The organism is Brevundimonas sp. UBA5866 (assembly GCF_002432125.1).
Classification (GTDB): Bacteria; Pseudomonadota; Alphaproteobacteria; order Caulobacterales; family Caulobacteraceae; genus Brevundimonas.
In genome coordinates this window covers 24,329-43,320 of the sequence record NZ_DJFS01000076.1, presented here as the reverse complement: position 1 = coordinate 43,320, position 18,992 = coordinate 24,329, and the positions used below count along the sequence as shown (strand labels likewise).

The following is an 18,992-nucleotide window of genomic DNA, read 5'->3' as shown; positions in this document are numbered from 1 at the left end:
TCTGCGCCGCTGTCCAAAGGACGGCACCGGCACCGTCCGCCGCGCCGCTCACACGACGGCCGCGGCCACCCGAGGCAGCGCCCGCGACAGCCCCCAGCAGGATGAAAATGCCGAACAATACGGCACCGCCAATCAACAGGGCGCTGGCATTACCTGCGTCGCCACGGTCTTCCTCGACCAGTTTGGCCGCGCGGGCAGCCGCATCGTCGGGGTCCAGTGTCATCTGATAGACGAGGGCATCAACGCCCTTGTCTATGCCGCCATAGAAATTGCCCTCCCGAAACGAGGGCAGAATGTCGTTGCGTATGACAATGGAGGAGTAGGCGTCGGTCAGTACGCCTTCCAGACCATAGCCCACCTCAATACGGACCTTGCGGTCATTGGGTGCGACAATCAGCAATGCGCCGTTGTTCGCTTCCTTTTGGCCGATGCCCCAGGCGCGGCCCAGCTGATAGCCGTATTCGGATATGTCGTAATCGTTCAGGCTGGCCACTGTCACGACGACCAACTGGTCGGTGGTCCGGGTTTCCAGTGCAGCCAGTTTGTCGCTAAGCGCCCGCTCTTGATCGGGCGTCAGAATGTCGGCCTGATCGACGACCCGACCTGTAAGCGCGGGAAACGGGATGCCGGACTGGGCCGTGGCGGTCATCGGCAGAGCCGTGGCCAACCACAGACCCAGTACAAACAGAAGGGCGAGCGCCCTTTTCATACCATCGGCCTTAGTTGGTGGCGGCCGGAGCCGCAGCCGGTGCCGAGCCCGGTGCCACGGCCGGGGCATTGCCGCCCGGCTGTGCTGCCGGGTTCAGGCTGTCAAAGTTCACGTTCGGTGCGTTCTGGGCTTCGGCCGTAGCGGTGAACAGCTGCATTTCCTTGGAGCCGGAATGCAGGGTCTTGGCCCAGATGATGCTCGGGAAGGTACGCAGGGTGGTGTTGTAGTCGCGCACGGCCTCGTTGTAGTCGCGGCGGGCCACCTGAATGCGGTTTTCGGTGCCTTCCAGCTGCGATTGCAGGGTCAGGAAGTTCTGGTTCGACTGAAGCTGCGGATAGGCTTCGACCGTGACCAACAGGCGCGACAGTGCGCCCGACAGTTCGCCCTGGGCCTGTTGGAACTGTTGGAAGGAGGCCGGATCATCGGCATTCACATTGATGCTGGTGGCCTTGGCGCGTGCCTCGATCACCTGGGTCAGCGTGGTGCGTTCCTGAATGGCGGCACCCTGAACGGTCGAGACAAGGTTCGGTATCAGGTCGGCACGGCGCTGATACTGGCTCTGCACATCGGCCCATGCGGCCTCGGCGCGTTCCTGCTTGGTCGGAATGGTGTTGTAGCCACAGGCGCTCACAGCCGGAGCCATGACGATTACAGCGGCCACGGCGGCCATACGGGGGGACATGCCAGCCATCGGTTTCCTCCTGTCGGTCACAATGACCGTAGTTCGTTCATAGGATTGGGGTGCGAAGGGGCCTGTGCGCAAGTACAAACGGCCCCATAGCTGAAAAAATTACCGCGCCAGAAGATCGTCCGGTGTCGCGCCAACCGAGCGGCAGGCCGCGGTGTAGGTGTTCACCAGCAGGCAGGCTATGGTCATCGGGCCGACGCCGCCCGGAACAGGGGTGATCTTGCCCGCGACAGCGGCGGCTTCGTCAAACGCCACATCGCCGACGACGCGGGTTTTGCCCTCGGCGGCCTTGACGGGATCCTTGGACGGAACGCGGTTGATGCCCACGTCGATGACCGTCGCGCCCGGCTTGACCCAGTCGCCCTTGATCATTTCCGGACGACCGACAGCGGCCACCAGAATGTCGGCGGTACGGCACAGGGCCGGAAGGTCCTTGGTGCGCGAGTGGGCGATGGTGACGGTGCAGCTTTCGCCCAGCAGCAGTTGGGCCATCGGCTTGCCCACGATGTTGGAGCGGCCCACGATCACGGCATTCAGGCCCGACAGATCGCCCAGCTGATCCTTGAGCAGCATCAGGCAGCCCAGCGGGGTGCACGGAACCAGACCATCCTGACCCACGGCCAGACGACCGGCGTTGACGACGTGGAAGCCATCCACGTCCTTGTCCGGCGAAATCGCGTCCAGCACGGCATTGGCGTCGATGTGCTGCGGCAGGGGAAGCTGGACCAGAATGCCGTGGATGCCTTCGTCGGCATTCAGCTGATCGATCAGGGCCAGCAGTTGTTCCTGGGACGTGTCTTCCGGCAGGCGGTGCGTGTCCGAACGCATACCGGCCTTCAGGGTCGTTTCGCCCTTGTTGCGGACGTAGAGCTGGCTGGCGGGGTCTTCGCCCACGATCACGACGGCCAGACCGGCTTTTACGCCGTGCGACTGGATCAGACGCTCTACCGCCGCGCCGACGCGGGTCACGAGGGTTTGGGCGAAGGCCTTGCCGTCGATGATCTGGGCAGCGGCATTTTCGGTCGTCATGGGTTCGACTCCACCTGTGGGCAAGGAACGGATTTTGTTGCGGGCGATTTACAGGCGCCACGGTTCGTCGTCTATGATCACGACATCTTATTGAAGAGGCAGACCTCCCCATGCGTCATTCTTTGCTCGCCGCCGCAAGTGTCCTTGCCATTCTGACAGCGCCGTCGCTGGCTTTGGCACAGGAGCAGGGCGGTGAAATCCGTGTGGGGCAAAGGGTGAGCGGCGAGACGACAGAACAGGGCCGCGACTATCTGCTCACTCTGGGCGCAGGCGAGGGCTTCGAAGCCATCATGCGCAGTGACGATATTGATTCCGTCCTTGAGCTGTACGGCCCCGATTCCGATGGTGAAGCATTGGCGCGCGACGATGATGGTCTGAATGACGGCCTGAACTCGCGCCTGCGTTTCGTCGCCCCGGCGGCTGGACAGTACCGTCTGCGCGCTCTGGCGCTGGTCGAAGAGGGCCCGTTTGAACTGTCGGTACAGCGTTGGCGGCCGGCGGCTTTCCGCTCCACCAACCTGACGCTGGGCCGCAGCGTTTCCTCGGCGCTGAACAACCGCAGCCCCGAGGACGCCGACGGTCAACGTTTCCAGCAGTTCCGGATCGATCTGGCAGCGGGGCAGCGGATTTCGATTCGTGCCGAAAGCGACGACTTCGATACCGTCGCCTCTATCGGCAATGAAAACTTCGGCATGTTCGAAGAGCTTGCCCGTAATGACGACGGGCCCGACATGGGGCTCAACTCCCTGTTGAACTTCAGTGCGCCCAAAGCGGGTACATATGCCATTCGCGTGGCGTCGGTCAGCGAAGGTGCGGGCCGCTTCACCCTGGTCGCCCAGGAGGCCGAACCCCTGGCGGAGCCCATTGCCTTTGTCATCGGCGAGTCGGTCGAGGGCCGTTTGAACGACAAGACGCCGGTGGGGCTGGGTGATGTCCGGGCCGACCGCTACGCCCTGCAGGCCGAGGCGGGCAAGGCGTATGAGATCAGTGTCGTTTCCAATGATTTCGATTCATATCTGGCGGTGTATGACGCCGAAGGCCAGGAAGTCGCCTCTGACGATGACAGCGGTGGCGAACTGAACGCCAGCACGGTCTTCGTGCCCTCTGTTTCCGGCACCTATGTCGTCGAAGCGCGTGGCCTCTCCAACATTGAGGGTGCCTATACACTCTCGATCGAGGAGGTAGCAGCGCCGCCTGCACCGGTTGAACTCAATATCGGGCAGGAGGTCGAGGGCGAACTGACCGACGATGACGCCCGACTGAGCGGTTCGCAGCGCTACGACGCCTATCGTTTCACGGGCACCGAGGGGCAGCGCCTGCAGATCACCCTGATCTCGTCCGAGTTCGATGCCGTTCTGGAAGTGAGCAAGGCCGATGGCTCCTTCTCGGCGATTGCGACCGATGACGACGGCATGGGGCAGGGCACAGACTCACGTCTGATGTTCGATGTGCCTGCTGACGGTGATTACATCGTGCGGGCGCAGAGCTTCGGTGAAGGTCGCGGTTCCTATGAGCTGCGTCTGACCGACCGTGGCCCCGAACCCAAGCCGGGCAGCCTGCTGATCGGATCGACCGTGCGTGGCTCGCTCAGCGAGAACGACAACACCACCACCGACGGTCCGATGAGCAGCGGTGGCTATTATGACGACTATGTCTTCAATGCCCGCAAGGACGAGAAGCTGCGGTTCATTCTGGTCGCGCCCAAGTTTGACGCCGTGGTCATGGTGGGACAGGCCACAGGTTCGGGCCATAATTGGATGAAGCAGGACGATGACGGCCTGTCTGATACCCATTCGCGCCTGATCTGGACTGCGCCGCGCGACGGCGAATATGTGGTGCGCGTGACGAGTTTCGGTGCCAATTCGACCGGTGACTATTCCCTGATCGTCGAGCGTCAGCCCTGACGCCCTTGTTGAGTTTGTGAAACCATGTCCGCGTCAGTCCACCTTAACCGCAAGGACCAGCACCTGGATGTTGTGCTTGCGGGTGGTGGGCGCCATGCGGCGCGTACGGGGTTTGACGACTGGCGCTTCGTTCATGAGGCGCTGCCGGATATAGATCACGGGATGATTGATCTGGGCGTCGATTTCTTGGGTCGGCGCCTTAAATCCCCGTTTCTGATCAGTGCGATGACCGGCGGGCCCGCACGGGCTGCGGCCATCAACGAGCGGTTGGCCGAGGCGGCACAGCATCTTGGCATTGCCCTGGCCGTCGGTTCCCAGCGCGCGGCTCTGGAAGAGGGTGGCAGTGACGCCGGTCTTGACCGTTCCTTGCGTCGCCGCGCGCCCGATACGCCGATACTGGCCAATATCGGTGCCGCACAGCTCACACGTGGCTTCGGGCGTGACGATGCCTTGCGTATCATGGACATGATCGACGCCGATGCCCTGGTCGTGCATCTGAACCCGTTGCAGGAAGCCTGCCAGCCCGAGGGCGACCGTAACTGGTGGGGTGTTGCGGCGACACTGCATGCCTTGGTTCGTGAACTGGACCGGCCTGTCATCGTGAAGGAGACGGGGGCCGGCATTTCTGCCCTGACGGCCCAGAAGCTTGTGGCAATGGGCGTTGTCGGTATCGATGTCGCCGGGGCAGGGGGAACAAACTGGGCCCTGGTCGAAGGCGCACGCGCCCGGGACTCGCTTGATCGGGACCATGCCGAGGCCTTTGCCAACTGGGGCATACCGACAGCCCGCGCCATTGCGGAAACCCGCAATGCCTTGCCGGATGTTCTGCTGATTGGTTCAGGGGGTGTTCGGGATGGGGTGGATGCCGCCAAAGCCATCCGTCTGGGCGCGGATATGGTGGGCATGGCAGCCGGAGTTCTGTTGGCGGCGACCGAGTCGACCGAGGCCGTCATAGGTCGCCTGCAGACCGTAACCCGGCAACTGCGAACTGCTTGTTTCTGCGTGAACGCGCCGAGTCTGGCGCATTTGAAGCGCGTACCGCTGCTGCCGGCCGGCTAGGGTTCAGCCCTCGTAATCGTCAGGGACCTTGGTGACCTTGCCGGTTTTTGGGTCTTTGGTGATCGGCTGTTCCTTGGGCGACATTTCCGGGCCGGTGCCTTCGGAATAGATCCAGCCGTCGTCGTTCCAGCTGGTGCCGGTTTCCTCTTCCGGCTCTTCCGGATGGGCGCGCGCCATTGCCTCTGCGTGGTCGTAGCTGTTGGCCAACTCGCCGACGGACAGCTGGCCGCTGGTGGCAATGATTTCAGGTTCCGGGGGCGCGACAACATCAACCTTGAGGGCCTTGCCGTCTGCACGTTCCCCCTCACCGGAGGGCGAGCAGGCCGCAGCCGCAACAAGGGAAGTCATACCGACAAGGGTGATCAGGAACTGTTTGCGCATTACCAGGCTCACTGACTGTACCGCATGGCAAAAGCCACGACAGCTGGGGTCATTGGACAGGCCTTTTACGCCAGACTCATTAGTGAAAGGAAACGGAAAAGCCCTAGCGGCTCATGGCGTTCAGCAAGGCGTCGTGTACGGCAACTTCGGTGAACGGCTTCTGGATCGTCGGATAACCGCGCCATTGCTCGGGCAGTCCGCCCTCGCCATAGCCGGTAGAAAATACAAACGGTATGCCGCGCGATTTCAGCTGTTCGGCGACAGGGAAAACCAGCTCACCGGCCACGTTGACGTCAAGCAGGGCGGCATCTATCGCCACACTGCGGGCGGCCTCGACACCGCTGGCGACCGTGCCTTCGGGACCAACAATCTCGCATCCCATGTCTTCGAGAATGGTTTCCAACAGCATGGCGACGAGGGACTCGTCCTCGACCACCAGAATCCGGCGCTCTGCTAGGTCGTTCGTCATTAAGCTTGCCCCGTTAGCGAAATCGTCGTGACGCACACCACCTATCAGGCGGACGGGCACACGACATAAACCCCCAGACTAAATGCAGAGGTTATACAGCAACGCCTGATTTTCTAATCGGTGCCATATTACCGCGAATAATTTTACGATCTCCGGACAAGTGGCGGAGCGTCGATCAAAACGATTTGCAGTGAAGGAAAAAGATGGTGGACGCGACAGGGATTGAACCTGTGACCCCCTCGGTGTGAACGAGGTGCTCTCCCGCTGAGCTACGCGTCCATCTCTGGAACGGCTTCGTATGAAGCGCGTCGGGAGGCGGCGATGTAGCCCGCGAATCTCCCGACTGCAAGGGTAAACTTATCAAATACCTGCGGTAATTGAGTTTTCCGGCGTTTCGTCGCCCGGATCGCCGGGCAGCCACGCGACGCGGCCGTCATAAATGTCCTTGTTCAGGATGCCTTCTTCCTTGGCCACGATGACGGGGACCAGCATCTGGCCCGTCACATTGGTGGCGGTGCGCATCATGTCCACGATACGGTCGATGGCGACGATATAGCCGATGCCTTCCAGCGGCAGGCCTGCGGTGGACAGGGTCAGGGTCAGCATGACGATGGAAGTGCCCGGAACCCCTGCCGTACCCAGCGAACCCAGAACCGCCGTCAGGCCGATCAGGATGTACTGCGTCACCGTCAGGTCGATCTGGAAATACTGGGCGATGAAGATGGCGGCGATGGCCGGATAGATGGCCCCGCAGCCGTCCATCTTCACATTCGCACCCAGAGGCACAGCAAAGGCGGCATAGGCCTGTGGCACGCCCAGACGCTCGACCGTCTGGCGAAGCGTAATCGGCAGGGTACCCAGCGACGACGAGGTGGCAAATGCCGTCTGTTGTGCCGCAAATGCCCCACGGAAGAAGCTTACCGCCTTGAGGCCGTGAACCTTCAACAGGCCCGAATAGACCACCAGAATGTGGAACAGGCAGGCGACATAGATCGCCAGAATGAACTTGCCGAGCGGCAGCAGGCTTTCCCAGCCATAGCCACCGACGACCGAACCGATCAGGGCAAACACGCCGAACGGGGTCAGCTGGATGATCCAGCGGGTGATGCGGAAGACGATGGCCGCGCCTTCGTCCACGACGCGGCGGGCGGTCTGTGCGCGGTCACCCAGCGCCACAAGGGCCGCACCGACAAAGGCCGAGAAGAAGATGATCTGCAGCACCTTGCCTTCGCTGAGCGCGGCAAAGGGATTGCGCGGAACGATATCCAGCAGAACCTGCAACGGCGTCGGGATGTCACGCGCCTTGACCTCGCCCAGCGGCAGATCGGTCAGGCCCACGCCCGGGTTGATGATGTGAGCCGTCGCAAAGCCGACCAGCACAGCCAGCAGCGATGTGATGGCGAACCAGACGATGGTACGCACGCCCAGACGCACCGCGCCCACGCCTTCGCCCAGTTTGGCGATGGAGCTGGCAATGGTGAACAGCACCAGAGGGGCCACCACCATGCGGATCAGGTTCAGATAGACGTCACCGAACGGCTGCAGGATGACGGGAGCCAGCTTGCCGAGCAGAAGGCCCGCCACCACCCCGAGCGCGAGGCCCGCGAAGGTGCGTTTCCAGAGGGGGATTGCAAAGAAGCGACGTATCATGGGTTCACCTGAGATCAGGTGGCCTATGTCTGGCTTTGCGCCCCAAGCGGCAACGGGGGGCAGGCTTAGAAGTTCTAAACCCTGCCTCAGTTTTCCTGAATATCAGGCGACCAGTTTCGCCAATGCGGCCTCGAACTCGTCGTAGTGGTCGATGGTGATGTCGCCGCCCATTTCCGATAGCGGAACGTCGCTGTAGCCGAAGCTGACGAGGATGCAGGGGATGTTGGCATCCTTGGCGGCGCGGGTGTCGGTGGTGGAATCGCCGACCATGACGGCCTTGGCCGGATCACCACCGACCTTGAGAACGGCTTCGCGGATGTGGGCGCCGTCCGGCTTCTTGGCCGAGACGATGTCGGGGCCGACGATGGCCGCAAAGCGGCTGCTGATGCCCAGAGTGTCCATCAGATTGGTGGACAGGTCCGTGCGCTTGTTGGTGGCGACGACCAGCGTCGCCCCGCGCGCGTNNGGGGCCCCCCCCCCCCCGCGGTTTTTTTTTTTTTTTCCCTCTTCTCCCCCCCCCCCCCCGCCCCGGGGCGCGGGGGGGGGCGGGGCCCCGCCCCCCCCCGCGCGCGCCCAGACGGTCCAGCACATCGAGGCAGGACGGGAAGGGCGCGGTGTCGACGGCGATATTGGCGTTGTAGTCGGCAAGGAAGGCATCAAATAGCGCCTTGCTGTTCTCTTCCTTCCACTCGGCACCGGCCTCGGCAAAGCCGTTCTTCAGCAGCGCCAGCGCGCCGTGGCCGACCAGATGGCGGGCCGCCGACACGGGGCGCGGCGGCAGGCCTTCTTTCGCCAGAAGGCGGTTCAGCGTGCCGATCAGATCGGGGGCAGAGTCCACCAATGTTCCGTCCAGATCAAAGGCAATCGTCCAGCCTTCAAGATCGCGTTCGGCCATTGGTGTCTCCCGTTCAGGCGTTGGATGGTTTAGAGCCAATGCTGACTAGCCCCCGGGACGACTCATGACCAGCATTTCCACTCGCCGCGCCGCCATCATTCTTGCCGCAGGGCAGGGCACCCGTATGAAGTCGTCTCTTCCCAAGGTGCTGCACCCTGTTGGCCACCGTGCCATGGTGGATCACGCCATCGACGCGGCCGAGGCGCTGGGCTGCGAGAAGATCGTGGTCGTGGTCGGCAACCACTCGCCGGAAGTGCGCGCCCACATCGTCAAGCGTCTGGGTGAGGACGCCATTGCCGTTCAGGACCCGCCGTGCGGCACCGGCCACGCCGTCCACGCCGCCGAAGAGGCGCTGAAAGATTTTGATGGCGAAGTGGTCATCACCTATGGCGATGTGCCGCTGCTGAAGGCCAAGGACATCGAGCCGGTGTTCGGCGGCAAGGGCGTCAGCGTCATCGGTTTCGAGGCCCGCGATCCGGGCGCCTATGGCCGTTTGGTCATAGAGGGCGAGACCCTGCTGGCTATCACAGAGGCCAAGGAAGCTACGCCGGAAGTGCTGGCCATCCGCGCCTGCAACTCGGGCGTCATGGCGGCACCTGCCAAGCTGCTGTTCACCCTGCTGGCCGATGTGAAAAACGACAATGCCAAGGGCGAGTATTATCTGACCGATGTTGTGGAACTGGCCCGCAAGGCTGGCCACGACACCCGCGCTGTCTTCGCGCAGGAAGACGCCGTGATGGGCGTGAACTCGCAGGCCGAACTGGCCGATGCCGAGGCCCTGTTCCAGAAGGTGCAGCGCGAAACCTTCATGGCCAATGGCGTGACCATGAGCGCGCCGGAAACCGTCCACTTCGCCTATGACACCCAGATCGCGGCTGGCGTCACCATCGAACCGTTCGTCGTCTTCGGCCCCGGCGCGGTGGTGGAAAGCGGTGCGCGTATCCGCAGCTTCTCGCATATCGAAGGGGCCAAGGTCGGCCCCAAGGCCGAGGTCGGCCCTTATGCCCGCCTGCGCCCCGGTGCGGACCTTGGCGAAAAGGTCAAGATCGGCAACTTCGTCGAGGTGAAGAACGTCACGCTGGGCACCGGCGCCAAGGCCAACCATCTGGCCTATCTGGGCGACGGTTCGGTCGGTGCGGGCGCGAACATCGGCGCGGGCACGATCTTCTGTAACTATGACGGCTTCTTCAAACACCGCACCGAGGTGGGCGAGGGCGCTTTCGTTGGCTCGAACAGCTCGCTGGTCGCGCCTGTCACCATCGGGGATGGAGCCATGATCGGCTCGGGGTCGGTGGTGACGAAGAGTGTAGGGGCGGGGGAGCTGGCGCTGGCGCGGGCACCGCAAGTCAACAAGGCCGGATGGGCCACGCGCTTCATGGATATGATGCGCGCGAAAAAGGCTGCGAAGAAGTGAGTGACATCCAGAAGAAGAACGCCGGCTATGCCGCTGCCCAGTACGTAGAGGCGGGCATGAAGGTCGGCCTCGGCACAGGTTCGACCTCCGCGTGGTTCGTCAAGGCGCTGGCCGAGCGCAACCTGCCGGACCTGAAATGCGTGCCGACCTCGGAAAAGACCGCCGATCTGGCGCGTGAACTGGGCCTGACCCTGTCCACTCTGGAAGACACGCCGCGTCTCGACCTGACCGTCGATGGTGCTGACGAAATCGGCCCCGAACTGGCGCTGATCAAGGGCGGTGGCGCGGCCCTGCTGCGTGAGAAGCTGGTGTGGGAGGCGTCTGACCGCTGTATCGTCATCGCGGACGAAGCCAAGGTGGTTGACCAACTGGGCCAGTTCCCGCTGCCGATCGAAGTCGTGGCTTTCGGGCACAAGACCACGGGTGCGCGCATCAATGCCGTGCTGGCGGCACACGGTCTGGGCGAGGCCACGGTACGTCAGGCCGACCGCGGAATGGTCCGCACCGACGGCGGCAATGTCATCTATGACGCGGCCAAGGGCGTGATCACCGATCCGGTCAAGCTGGCCGCCGACCTGAAGGCCATCACCGGCGTGGTCGAACACGGCCTGTTCCTCGGCCTGACCGACCTCGCCGTCATCGGCACGGATGACGGCTCCAGAACGGTGTCCTAGTTTTCGGCTCTTTGGCTTAGCCGGTCTGCAGCGCGTGCGATCTCGCTTCTGATGTGGAGGCGTGATGCGGCATTGCTGGCCGGTGTCTGCGTTGCCGAGTACAGGCCACTCAGATAGGCGCGATCCCATTGGGTCAACGAGGGGGCGGCACTGCTGTCGTCCACGGCGTTCAGGATCGAGTTGTAGGACTCCGTATCCGCCGTCGGAGAAATCTGGGCCAAGGCGACCACCGCCAGATAATCGGCGAGTTGCAGCGAATTCATATGCGTAAGCTGCGTCGGATCTATGATGATGTAGGTCTGGCGCATGCTGTCGCTATAGGGTTCCGTAAGGCGTGGGGCCGTCTTTGGAACGAAGATGACTTCCTCACCACGACCGTCTTCCATTGGTGTATCACCCGGCATACGGAACGCCCGCTGGCCGGTTTGGGTGACGACAACCTCGCTCAGATACCACCAGCGAATGGGCGCATCGCTTTCCGTGAAATGGTGCCGCATGGCACGGTTGGTGACGCCGGTAGCGTTGGGGATCAGATCACGTTTCCTGTCAGACATGAAGCGCGCAGCAACTTCGCGCGGCTGGTCTGTGGCGACGATATGTACGTTAGCCTTACAGCCCGGCTGTCCTGTCCGAACGCCGAGATCCGCTGCGACATCTGAAATGCGGTCGATCAGGTATTGGCTCAGGTCTTGGCCTAAATTGACGACGCCCACGCACACTGGATCGTTCCAGCGCGCCAGCTTGCGGCCCGGTACGGGATCGGCAACGTTTTCAACGAAATTACGGATCAAGGCGTCTCTCGGACGACCTGTCACGGTCAGATCCTCTAGCCGATAGGACTCCTGGGATGGCGAGGGCGGCGTGACGACGGGCGCAACCTGTGGTGCGCCGCTGTTGAACGCCAGCATACCGGCAGCAATGACTTCGGTGAGCATCACGAACATCCCCATCTATATGGATAGAACCATCGCTCATAGTTCGTGTGTTGCGCAAGATTGATCGATCAAATCGCACGCAAACGTGATGGGCACCTCTCTAAAAAGAGATGCTTCTTTCTCTGGATAAAAGATCGGTTCTCAGCGAAGTCTTTGATCTCCAAATCGTTTCACGACGACCTGTTTATGATCCGTGCCGGTTCGACTGGCATTTTCTCGATGCAGAAGAACTACTCTCTGGCAGCAATCGGTTGAGCCTGACGCTCGATTGAAGTTGCGATTTCGTTTCTGCTTGCGCCTGCAATCTTTGGGATCGCTGTGCTGCGTAAAGACCTTTCCGATAAGCCAAGTCCCATTCCGTAAGGCCGGAGACTTCCGTCGGAAAGGAAATGACATTCAGGCCGTAGTCGTTAGGTGCCAATGTCAGGCGAAGATTGTCATGAATCCTTTGGCCGGTTTCAGTCGAGTTTGAAGAGACCGCAGAGTTCTGAAATTGGCCGGAGGGAGGATGTTGGGGTGCCGAATGCGAAAGCAGGGAGGCTGTGATCGCAACAGATACCGCTGCTACACGGTTGGCATACGGGCACAAATGCCGTTTTTGTGAGCAACCGTCTCGCGTTGGTGGCGCAGGCACACTAGATGATTGCCAACAATCCAGCGGAGCCATCCATGTCCTCTTCCCATGACTACGACCTGTTTGTGATCGGTGCCGGTTCGGGTGGTGTCCGTGCGGCACGCCTGACCGCGATGGGCGGCAAGAAGGTTGCCGTCGCCGAGGAATACCGGGTCGGCGGGACCTGCGTGATCCGTGGCTGTGTGCCCAAGAAGTTGATGGTGATGGCATCGGACATCACCCACCAACTCGAGGTCGCCGAAGGTTTCGGCTGGACCATCGAGAACGCCAGCTTCGACTGGCCCAAATTCCGCGACACCAAGGAAAACGAGATCGCGCGCCTGTCGGGCCTGTACAACGCCAACCTTACAAAGGCCGGCGTCGAGGTCATCAATGGCCGTGCCGTGCTGAAAGACAAGCACACCATCGAGATCGTCGGCACCGGCCAGACCTTTACCGCCGAGAAAATCCTGATTGCCGTAGGGGGGCGTCCGTTTGTGCCCGACTTCCCGGGCAGCGATCTCTCGATTACCTCCGAAGAAGCTTTCCACCTGCTGGAACTGCCAAAGCGTATTGTTGTTGTGGGCGGTGGTTATATTGCCGTCGAGTTTGCCGGCATTTTCGCTGGCATGGGCGTGGATACAACCCTGCTTTACCGCGGCGCGGGTATCCTGCGCGGGTTCGACGAGGATGTCAGCACCCACCTGACCCGCGAAATCGAGCGCCGCGGGATCAAGATTGTCCTGAGCGCAGAGCATACGGCGATCGAGAAAACCGAAACCGGCCTTGTGAGCCGCCTCAGCAACGGTATGTCCATCGAGGCTGACGTGGTGATGTTTGCCACCGGTCGCGTGCCCCATGTGATGGGGCTGGGGCTTGAATCCGCCGGTGTCGAACTGAACGACAAGGGTGCGATCAAGGTCGATGAATATTCCAAGACGACCGCAGACAATATCTGGGCCGTGGGTGATGTGACGGACAGGGTCAACCTGACACCTGTTGCGATCCGCGAGGCCGTGGCTTTCCACGAAACGGTGTTCAAGAACAACCCGCAGGCTGTGGACCACTCCAATATCGCTACCGCTGTTTTCAGCCAGCCGCCCGTAGGAACTGTCGGTCTGTCCGAAGCGGACGCCCGCAAGCTTTGCCCGGGCGGCGTCGATATCTACAGCACCACATTCCGCCCCATGAAGTACGCCTTCTATGGGGCCGAGCACCGCATGCTGATGAAGCTGGTGGTGGATGCCGATACCCAGAAGGTCGTGGGCTGTCATATCGTGGGTGATGACGCCCCGGAGATGATCCAGCTGGCAGGTATCGCTGTTAAGGCTGGCCTGACCAAGCAGCAGTGGGATGAAACCTGCGCGGTCCACCCTACGGCGGCGGAAGAACTGGTTCTGCTGAAAGAAAAGCGTTTGGCGAACGATCAGCTGCCCTGATCGAGCAGGCGGTCACGGGCCGCGTTCACCCGCGCGGCCAGACCTTCGGACCCACCCTGATCGGGGTGGGTTCTTGCCATCAGCCGCTTCCATGCGGCCTGGACCTCTTCACGCGAGGCATCGGTTTTGACCCCAAGGATGGCGCGGGCCTCGGCCTTGCTCATGCGGGTGTCAGAAGGGGGCGATGGCGCGGGTTTGGTTCCGGTACTGCGGATGCGTGACTGGAGCACCAGATACAGACCGGCCATAGCCAGTGCCGCTGCCCAGACATAGCTGCCGCGAGCGGCGGAAAGGACGGCACCCGCGAAACAGGTACCGCCCAATAGTGTAGCCGATATCCGCCAATGACCGGATCGGGCTTTTTCCGTCTGCTTGCCCAGCCGGACAAGAACCCATAGCGCAATGGCTGCCAGACACAGCAATAGCAGCAACATGCCGCTATCAGGCCGCCTGGGTCATGTCGGTGATGGCGTCTTCAAGTCCCATGTCGGCCATCAGTCCGCGCAACTCCTGACGAGCCGAGATGTGCGATATGGTGATCGAGACGGGTTTGATGTCGTCCGACAGATCGGCCACGGTCAGGCCGAACGGAAACAGTTCACGATAGATCACGCGTTCACGCAGGCCCGGGCCGACGCGGAAGCCAACGCGCTTGGCCAGTTTGCCCATACGCTCTTCCAGACGGTCACGGTTGCGGGCGTGTACGCCCTGCAGTCGGTTGGTCACGACCAGCCAGTCAATCGTGGCATGGCGGCCCTGTTCAATGGCGCGTTGCTTGCGGGCTTCCCACACGCTTTCCGAATAGATCGACGGCTTTTGCAGTTCCAGCGTGACCGGATCGACCTGACCCAGCAGGTCGAAGTCGACGAAGCTGTCATTCATCGGGGTGACGATCTGGTCGGCACGGGCGTGGGCGGCGCGCGACAGGGTGGTGTCACCGCCGGGGGTGTCGATCAGGATGATGTCGGCGTGGGGTTTGGAGTCCTCGAACGCGGCCTCGAACCTGGCCAGCTGTTCGGCAGCCTCGGCCTTGGCCAGTGCCTTGCCGTCGCCCATGTCGGGGACATAGGGTTGGGGCAGGTCGTGGCCATTGGCGGCCAGCCAGACTTTGCGATTGGCAAAGAAGCGCTCCATCGAACGCTGACGAAGATCGAGGTCGATGATGGCGACCCTCTTGCCTGCGTGGAGCAGGCCCGTGGCAATATGGATGGCGAGGGTGGACTTGCCCGCTCCGCCTTTTTCATTGCCGATGACGATGACCAAAGGCTGCGTCATTGTGAGAACCCACTTTCAGGTCGGGCGCGACTCAAGAGCGAGGGCCCTGCATTATGGCGGGAAGATCACGCCACGCGCCCAAATCGTCAATGAAAGCTTAATGGAAGATTGTGGATGGTGCGGCTGTGGTTGCCGCACGGGCGCACCAAGGATCAGAAGACGCGACCGTCTGACACAGGCTTTGGATGCGGGATTCACGCGCCGAAACACGCAGTCTGACCAACTGCCTGCCGCCCACTTCTGCCGGTTCGAACTGGGGAGCCAGTCCTGAAAGGGCTTCGGCATTGGTGCCGGTTGAAAGCCGGTTCCAGGCGCTACGTGCGGATTGCTCGCTGCTGTAGGCCCCCAACTGGATGGTGCGGAAGCCGGTGCCGTCATTGTCCTGCTGCGCAGCCGGGGCAGGGGCCGTGACGGTGACGACAGGTGTCGTGCTCGGCGCGGTATCCGATACGGGGACCGCGCGGGTCGTACCCTCTGGGACTTCGATCGTCGGGACCTTCAGCGGTCCATCACGCAGGTCCCAGAGTTGATGGGGCGACATCAACTCGACCTTCAGGGGCGCGCGGCTGCCCGCGGCCTGGGCTACACGCTCCAGCGGTAGTTTGACCTGCGTAGGGTGTGAAACGCTGTCTGCGGTTTTGGGGGAAAGCGGTATCGTCGCCACATGGTCGGCCATGTCCTGATAGGACGTGGCCTTGCCATCCGCTGCTTCAGAGCAACCCGCGAGCACAGCCATCGAGGCCGTGAGACAGGCGAGGGGACGAGAAGCTACAACTTTCATGTCCCCACTGTCGCCGCCCAGTCTTGAAGCGTGGTTAACGCCGGATAACTTTGATCAGATGACTGCGCCGATGCAGCCGTCCAGCTCGGAGACGGGCTGGTTGGTATCGATCAGGGCCAGCGTCCAGCCGTGGTGGGTGTTCAAACCCCAGCGACGGGCCGAGGGGCCATCACCGGATTCTCCACCGGCGGTTACCGTCACGCGGCGGCCGCTGGGCAGGGCGGGCGGATCGATCTTGCCGACGGCCAGAGCCGTGGGATTGTCGCGTCCGCCAAGGCCTTCGAATACGCTGAGCATCGACCATTCCTTGCGCAGGCCGATCCACCAGGGTTCGTCGCCGTTGATGGCCAGAACCGAAACGCCATTGCCTTCGGCAGCGTGCTTCAGTGCCGTTTCGGCGCTGTAGACGACGCGGATGTCGGCAGCCGCGCCGAAGCGGGTGCGGGCGGCATCCATCGCGCGGGCACCGTCAATCGGGGCGTAGACCTGCACCTGAAGGCGACCCTGGCGGGCCAGGCCCCAACCAACGATTTCACGCCAAAGCGCCGAGACGGCTTCTTTGTTTTCCGGCTGGGCCTTGCTGACCAGACGCGACAGCACGGCCTGTTCGCGGTCGGGGCGCAGCTTGGTGTGCGGGCCGGTCGGGGCATCCTTGGCCTTGCCGACCTGTGCGGCGATGGCCAGGCGGCGCTCGAACAGCTCCAGGATCTGATCGTCGATGCTGTCGATTTCAGCGCGGAGGGCCGACAGGGCCTGTTGCTCGGCAGTCAACTCGGTCACCTCGACAGGCAGGGATTTTTGCAGGGTAGCGGTCATGGCAATAGCTTTGGAATTCGGTGTTTCGATGGGGAGAAAGCGCGCAAGGGCGCAGTGCCGCTCGGGTCAGGAGGCGGTCGCCGGAGAAGCTGTCAGGAAACAGGGAGTCCCAACGCCTCAGCCGGCGTATCGAAAGCCGTAATAGCTAAAGCCATAATAGAAACCGGCCACTTCGAACGAAGCGGTTTCAAGGACGAATTGTGCGTTCAGAGACGACATTTTCGGGTCCGGTTTCTGGATCAGGATTGATCCGACGGGTTCTTAAACACGCAAACTTTGTGCGCGGTCAACCCTTTGGGGGTGCTAAAAGGACAAAACGCGTGCGATTGTCGCTGTAATCCTGAAGATCGTTGCGCAGAATCTGCAAGCCATAAACCTCTGCCGCACGGGCGGGAGCCACGGCTGCGCGATGGATGTCACCGGCTTCGGAAACGTCACGGGCTGCTCCGGCCGTGTCGAACACGACCACAGGTTCGATGCGTAAAGCCTTCAGGTTTTCAGTGCATTGCTGAAGAGCGATAGGGTGGCTTTCAGCGGTTTTGATGTCCGAAATGCGTGCATGGGGCAGGGCCAGAAGTGCGTGACGTATCGGGCGCCACGCCTCTGTCAAAGCCACAAGGCCCGCTTCTCTGACCAGGGTGGCTGCGGGCTCTACCGTGCCAACGGTCGTGTTCTCGAGCGGGATAAGCGCCAGATCGCAATCGCCGCTCAGAACAGCGCCAATCGCCCCTTCAAAGGTTTCAAACGCGACGGGAATATCCCACGGGCGCAGGTCCAGACACGCTTCGTGACTGAAGGCACCCGGCGCACCCTGATAGGAGATGCGCGCCGGGCGAACGTCTTCACTCGTTTCGGTCATGCCGCCTCTGCACGCGACAGGCGACCGTCCTTCAGGCGTTCGGCAACGAGGAAGGCCAGTTCAAGCGCCTGGTCGGCATTCAGACGCGGGTCGCAGTGGGTGTGGTAACGGCTGGACAGATCGTCTTCGGTCACCGGCTGGGCACCGCCAAGGCATTCGGTCACGTTCTGGCCGGTCATTTCGAGGTGAACGCCGCCGGGGTGGACACCCTCGGCCTCGGCCACGTCGATAAAGCTACGGACCTCGCCCATGACGCGGTCGAACGGACGGGTCTTATAGCCGTTGGCGGCCTTGAGCGTATTGCCGTGCATCGGGTCGATGGACCAGATCACGCGCTTGCCCTCGGCCTTGACCGCACGCATCAGCGCAGGCAGGCGCTCGCCAACCTTGTCGTGGCCAAAGCGGCCGATCAGGGTCAGACGGCCCGGAATATTGTTCGGGTTCAGCGCGTCGATCAGCGGCAGGAGATCGTCAGCCGTCATGGTCGGGCCGCACTTCACGCCGATCGGGTTGGAGATCCCCTTCATGAACTCGACGTGGGCACCGTCTAGCTGGCGGGTGCGCTCGCCGATCCACAGCATGTGGGCCGAGGTGTCGAACCATTCGCCCGAACCGCTGTCCACGCGGGTCAGCGCCTGTTCGAGGTTCAGAAGCAGGGCTTCGTGGCTGGTGAACACTTCGACGCGCGACAGATCGGGATGGGTTTGCGGCGTAACGCCAACCGCTTCCATGAAGGCCAGCGCTTCGGTGATCTTTTCGGCCAGTTCGCGATAGGCCGCGCCTGCGCCATTGTCGGCAAAGCCAAGCGTCCACTTGTGGATGTTGTACAGATCGGCATAGCCGCCGCCGGCAAAGGCCCGCAGCAGGTTCAGCGTGGCCGAAGACTGATGGTAGGCCTTCAGCAGACGCTGCGGATCCGGAACGCGTTCTTCGGGCGTGAAGCCCATGCCGTTGATGATGTCACCACGGTAGGACGGCAGTTCCACGCCGTCGATTTCCTCGATGGGCGAGGAGCGCGGCTTGGCGAACTGTCCGGCGATGCGACCAACCTTCACCACGGGCTTGCGACCGGCAAACGTCAGGACGACCGCCATCTGAAGAATCAGGCGGAAGGTGTCGCGGATATTGTCCGCCGAAAATTCCTTAAAGCTTTCAGCGCAATCCCCACCTTGAAGCAGGAAGGCATTACCGGCCTCGACCTGTGCAAGGTGCTGGGTAAGGCGACGGGCTTCGCCTGCGAAAACAAGCGGCGGCATGGCGCGCAGTTCGTCTTCGACGCGGGCTAATTCAGCCGCGTCAGGATAGTCCGCCGGCATGTGCAGGGCGGGCATTTGTCTCCAGGAATCTGGGGTCCAACGCTTCTTCATTGCATCAGAATAAGCGCTTCGTATTCCTATAACAA

The 18,992-nt window shown here is 62.0% G+C and carries 19 protein-coding genes, 1 tRNA gene and 1 pseudogene; 5 read left to right on the top strand and 16 right to left on the bottom strand.

Features of this window, described 5'->3' with window-relative positions; genetic code table 11:
• From B3H86_RS09760 to folD, 3 genes are all read right to left on the bottom strand, one after another.
• A partial coding sequence (locus B3H86_RS09760) for a TPM domain-containing protein (RefSeq protein WP_292053358.1) occupies window positions 1-709 on the bottom strand: 709 nt, incomplete at its 3' end.
• Between the two features lie 10 nt (window positions 710-719).
• Window positions 720-1,400 (bottom strand): LemA family protein, encoded by a 681-nt coding sequence (locus B3H86_RS09755; RefSeq protein WP_292053356.1) that lies wholly within the window; start codon window positions 1,398-1,400, stop codon window positions 720-722.
• 99 nt (window positions 1,401-1,499) lie between these two features.
• Window positions 1,500-2,426 carry a bifunctional methylenetetrahydrofolate dehydrogenase/methenyltetrahydrofolate cyclohydrolase FolD gene (gene folD, locus B3H86_RS09750; protein WP_292053354.1) on the bottom strand — a complete coding sequence of 309 codons (927 nt, stop codon included), beginning with the start codon at window positions 2,424-2,426 and terminating at the stop codon, window positions 1,500-1,502.
• Between the two features lie 110 nt (window positions 2,427-2,536).
• Here folD and B3H86_RS09745 point away from each other — a divergent pair, with 110 nt between their 5' ends.
• Window positions 2,537-4,330 carry a PPC domain-containing protein gene (locus tag B3H86_RS09745; RefSeq protein ID WP_292053352.1) on the top strand — a complete coding sequence of 598 codons (1,794 nt, stop codon included), beginning with the start codon at window positions 2,537-2,539 and terminating at the stop codon, window positions 4,328-4,330.
• A gap of 24 nt (window positions 4,331-4,354) precedes the next feature.
• Complete coding sequence (fni, locus tag B3H86_RS09740) at window positions 4,355-5,389, top strand: type 2 isopentenyl-diphosphate Delta-isomerase (RefSeq protein ID WP_292053350.1); 1,035 nt, start codon at window positions 4,355-4,357, stop codon at window positions 5,387-5,389.
• A gap of 3 nt (window positions 5,390-5,392) precedes the next feature.
• Here fni and B3H86_RS09735 read toward each other — a convergent pair whose 3' ends face one another.
• The 6 genes and pseudogenes from B3H86_RS09735 to B3H86_RS09710 all read right to left on the bottom strand — a co-directional run.
• On the bottom strand, window positions 5,393-5,770 hold the full coding sequence (locus tag B3H86_RS09735; protein ID WP_292053349.1) for a hypothetical protein: 378 nt from the start codon (window positions 5,768-5,770) through the stop codon (window positions 5,393-5,395).
• Window positions 5,771-5,873: 103 nt separating this feature from the next.
• Entirely contained in the window at window positions 5,874-6,239 is a 366-nt protein-coding gene (locus B3H86_RS09730) for a response regulator (RefSeq protein WP_292053347.1), read from the bottom strand.
• Between the two features lie 204 nt (window positions 6,240-6,443).
• Window positions 6,444-6,518: transfer RNA gene (locus B3H86_RS09725), tRNA-Val, on the bottom strand.
• An 81-nt stretch (window positions 6,519-6,599) separates the two neighbouring features.
• Window positions 6,600-7,889 carry a dicarboxylate/amino acid:cation symporter gene (locus B3H86_RS09720; protein ID WP_292053345.1) on the bottom strand — a complete coding sequence of 430 codons (1,290 nt, stop codon included), beginning with the start codon at window positions 7,887-7,889 and terminating at the stop codon, window positions 6,600-6,602.
• A 102-nt stretch (window positions 7,890-7,991) separates the two neighbouring features.
• Complete coding sequence (locus tag B3H86_RS09715; RefSeq protein ID WP_292053343.1) at window positions 7,992-8,480, bottom strand: HAD hydrolase-like protein; 489 nt, start codon at window positions 8,478-8,480, stop codon at window positions 7,992-7,994.
• Between the two features lie 37 nt (window positions 8,481-8,517).
• A pseudogene (locus B3H86_RS09710) lies at window positions 8,518-8,784 on the bottom strand (HAD hydrolase-like protein); the annotation flags it as partial.
• Between the two features lie 64 nt (window positions 8,785-8,848).
• Here B3H86_RS09710 and glmU point away from each other — a divergent pair.
• Window positions 8,849-10,198, top strand: coding sequence for a bifunctional UDP-N-acetylglucosamine diphosphorylase/glucosamine-1-phosphate N-acetyltransferase GlmU (gene glmU, locus B3H86_RS09705; RefSeq protein ID WP_292053341.1), 1,350 nt, complete (start codon window positions 8,849-8,851; stop codon window positions 10,196-10,198).
• The gene (gene rpiA / locus B3H86_RS09700) at window positions 10,144-10,872 is read left to right on the top strand and encodes a ribose-5-phosphate isomerase RpiA (RefSeq protein WP_292053340.1); all 729 of its coding nucleotides are present in this window, start codon (window positions 10,144-10,146) and stop codon (window positions 10,870-10,872) included. The genes glmU and rpiA overlap by 55 nt, the downstream gene beginning before the upstream one ends.
• Here rpiA and B3H86_RS09695 read toward each other — a convergent pair.
• Window positions 10,869-11,816, bottom strand: coding sequence for a hypothetical protein (locus tag B3H86_RS09695; RefSeq protein ID WP_292053339.1), 948 nt, complete (start codon window positions 11,814-11,816; stop codon window positions 10,869-10,871). The genes rpiA and B3H86_RS09695 overlap by 4 nt on opposite strands.
• A 660-nt stretch (window positions 11,817-12,476) precedes the next feature.
• Between B3H86_RS09695 and gor the strand changes: the two genes are divergently transcribed.
• Entirely contained in the window at window positions 12,477-13,859 is a 1,383-nt protein-coding gene (gene gor / locus B3H86_RS09690) for a glutathione-disulfide reductase (RefSeq protein ID WP_292053338.1), read from the top strand.
• On the opposite strand, the gene B3H86_RS09685 is transcribed toward gor, so the two are convergent.
• The 6 genes from B3H86_RS09685 to B3H86_RS09660 all read right to left on the bottom strand — a co-directional run bounded on the left by B3H86_RS09685 (window position 13,847) and on the right by B3H86_RS09660 (window position 18,957).
• Complete coding sequence (locus B3H86_RS09685) at window positions 13,847-14,293, bottom strand: molecular chaperone DnaJ (protein ID WP_292053337.1); 447 nt, start codon at window positions 14,291-14,293, stop codon at window positions 13,847-13,849. The genes gor and B3H86_RS09685 overlap by 13 nt on opposite strands.
• 7 nt (window positions 14,294-14,300) lie before the next feature.
• Window positions 14,301-15,134 (bottom strand): division plane positioning ATPase MipZ, encoded by an 834-nt coding sequence (locus B3H86_RS09680; protein WP_292053333.1) that lies wholly within the window; start codon window positions 15,132-15,134, stop codon window positions 14,301-14,303.
• Window positions 15,135-15,231: 97 nt separating this feature from the next.
• Window positions 15,232-15,915, bottom strand: a complete 684-nt coding sequence (locus B3H86_RS09675) for an SPOR domain-containing protein (RefSeq protein ID WP_292053329.1) — start codon at window positions 15,913-15,915, stop codon at window positions 15,232-15,234.
• Window positions 15,916-15,969: 54 nt separating this feature from the next.
• Window positions 15,970-16,731: a chorismate mutase gene (locus B3H86_RS09670; protein ID WP_292053326.1), complete on the bottom strand. Its 762-nt coding sequence runs from the start codon at window positions 16,729-16,731 to the stop codon at window positions 15,970-15,972.
• 286 nt (window positions 16,732-17,017) lie between these two features.
• Window positions 17,018-17,590, bottom strand: coding sequence for a prephenate dehydratase domain-containing protein (locus tag B3H86_RS09665; protein ID WP_292053324.1), 573 nt, complete (start codon window positions 17,588-17,590; stop codon window positions 17,018-17,020).
• Window positions 17,587-18,957, bottom strand: a complete 1,371-nt coding sequence (locus B3H86_RS09660) for a class II 3-deoxy-7-phosphoheptulonate synthase (protein ID WP_292053322.1) — start codon at window positions 18,955-18,957, stop codon at window positions 17,587-17,589. Before B3H86_RS09660 ends, B3H86_RS09665 begins: the two co-directional genes overlap by 4 nt.
• Between the last annotated feature and the right edge of the window lie 35 nt (window positions 18,958-18,992).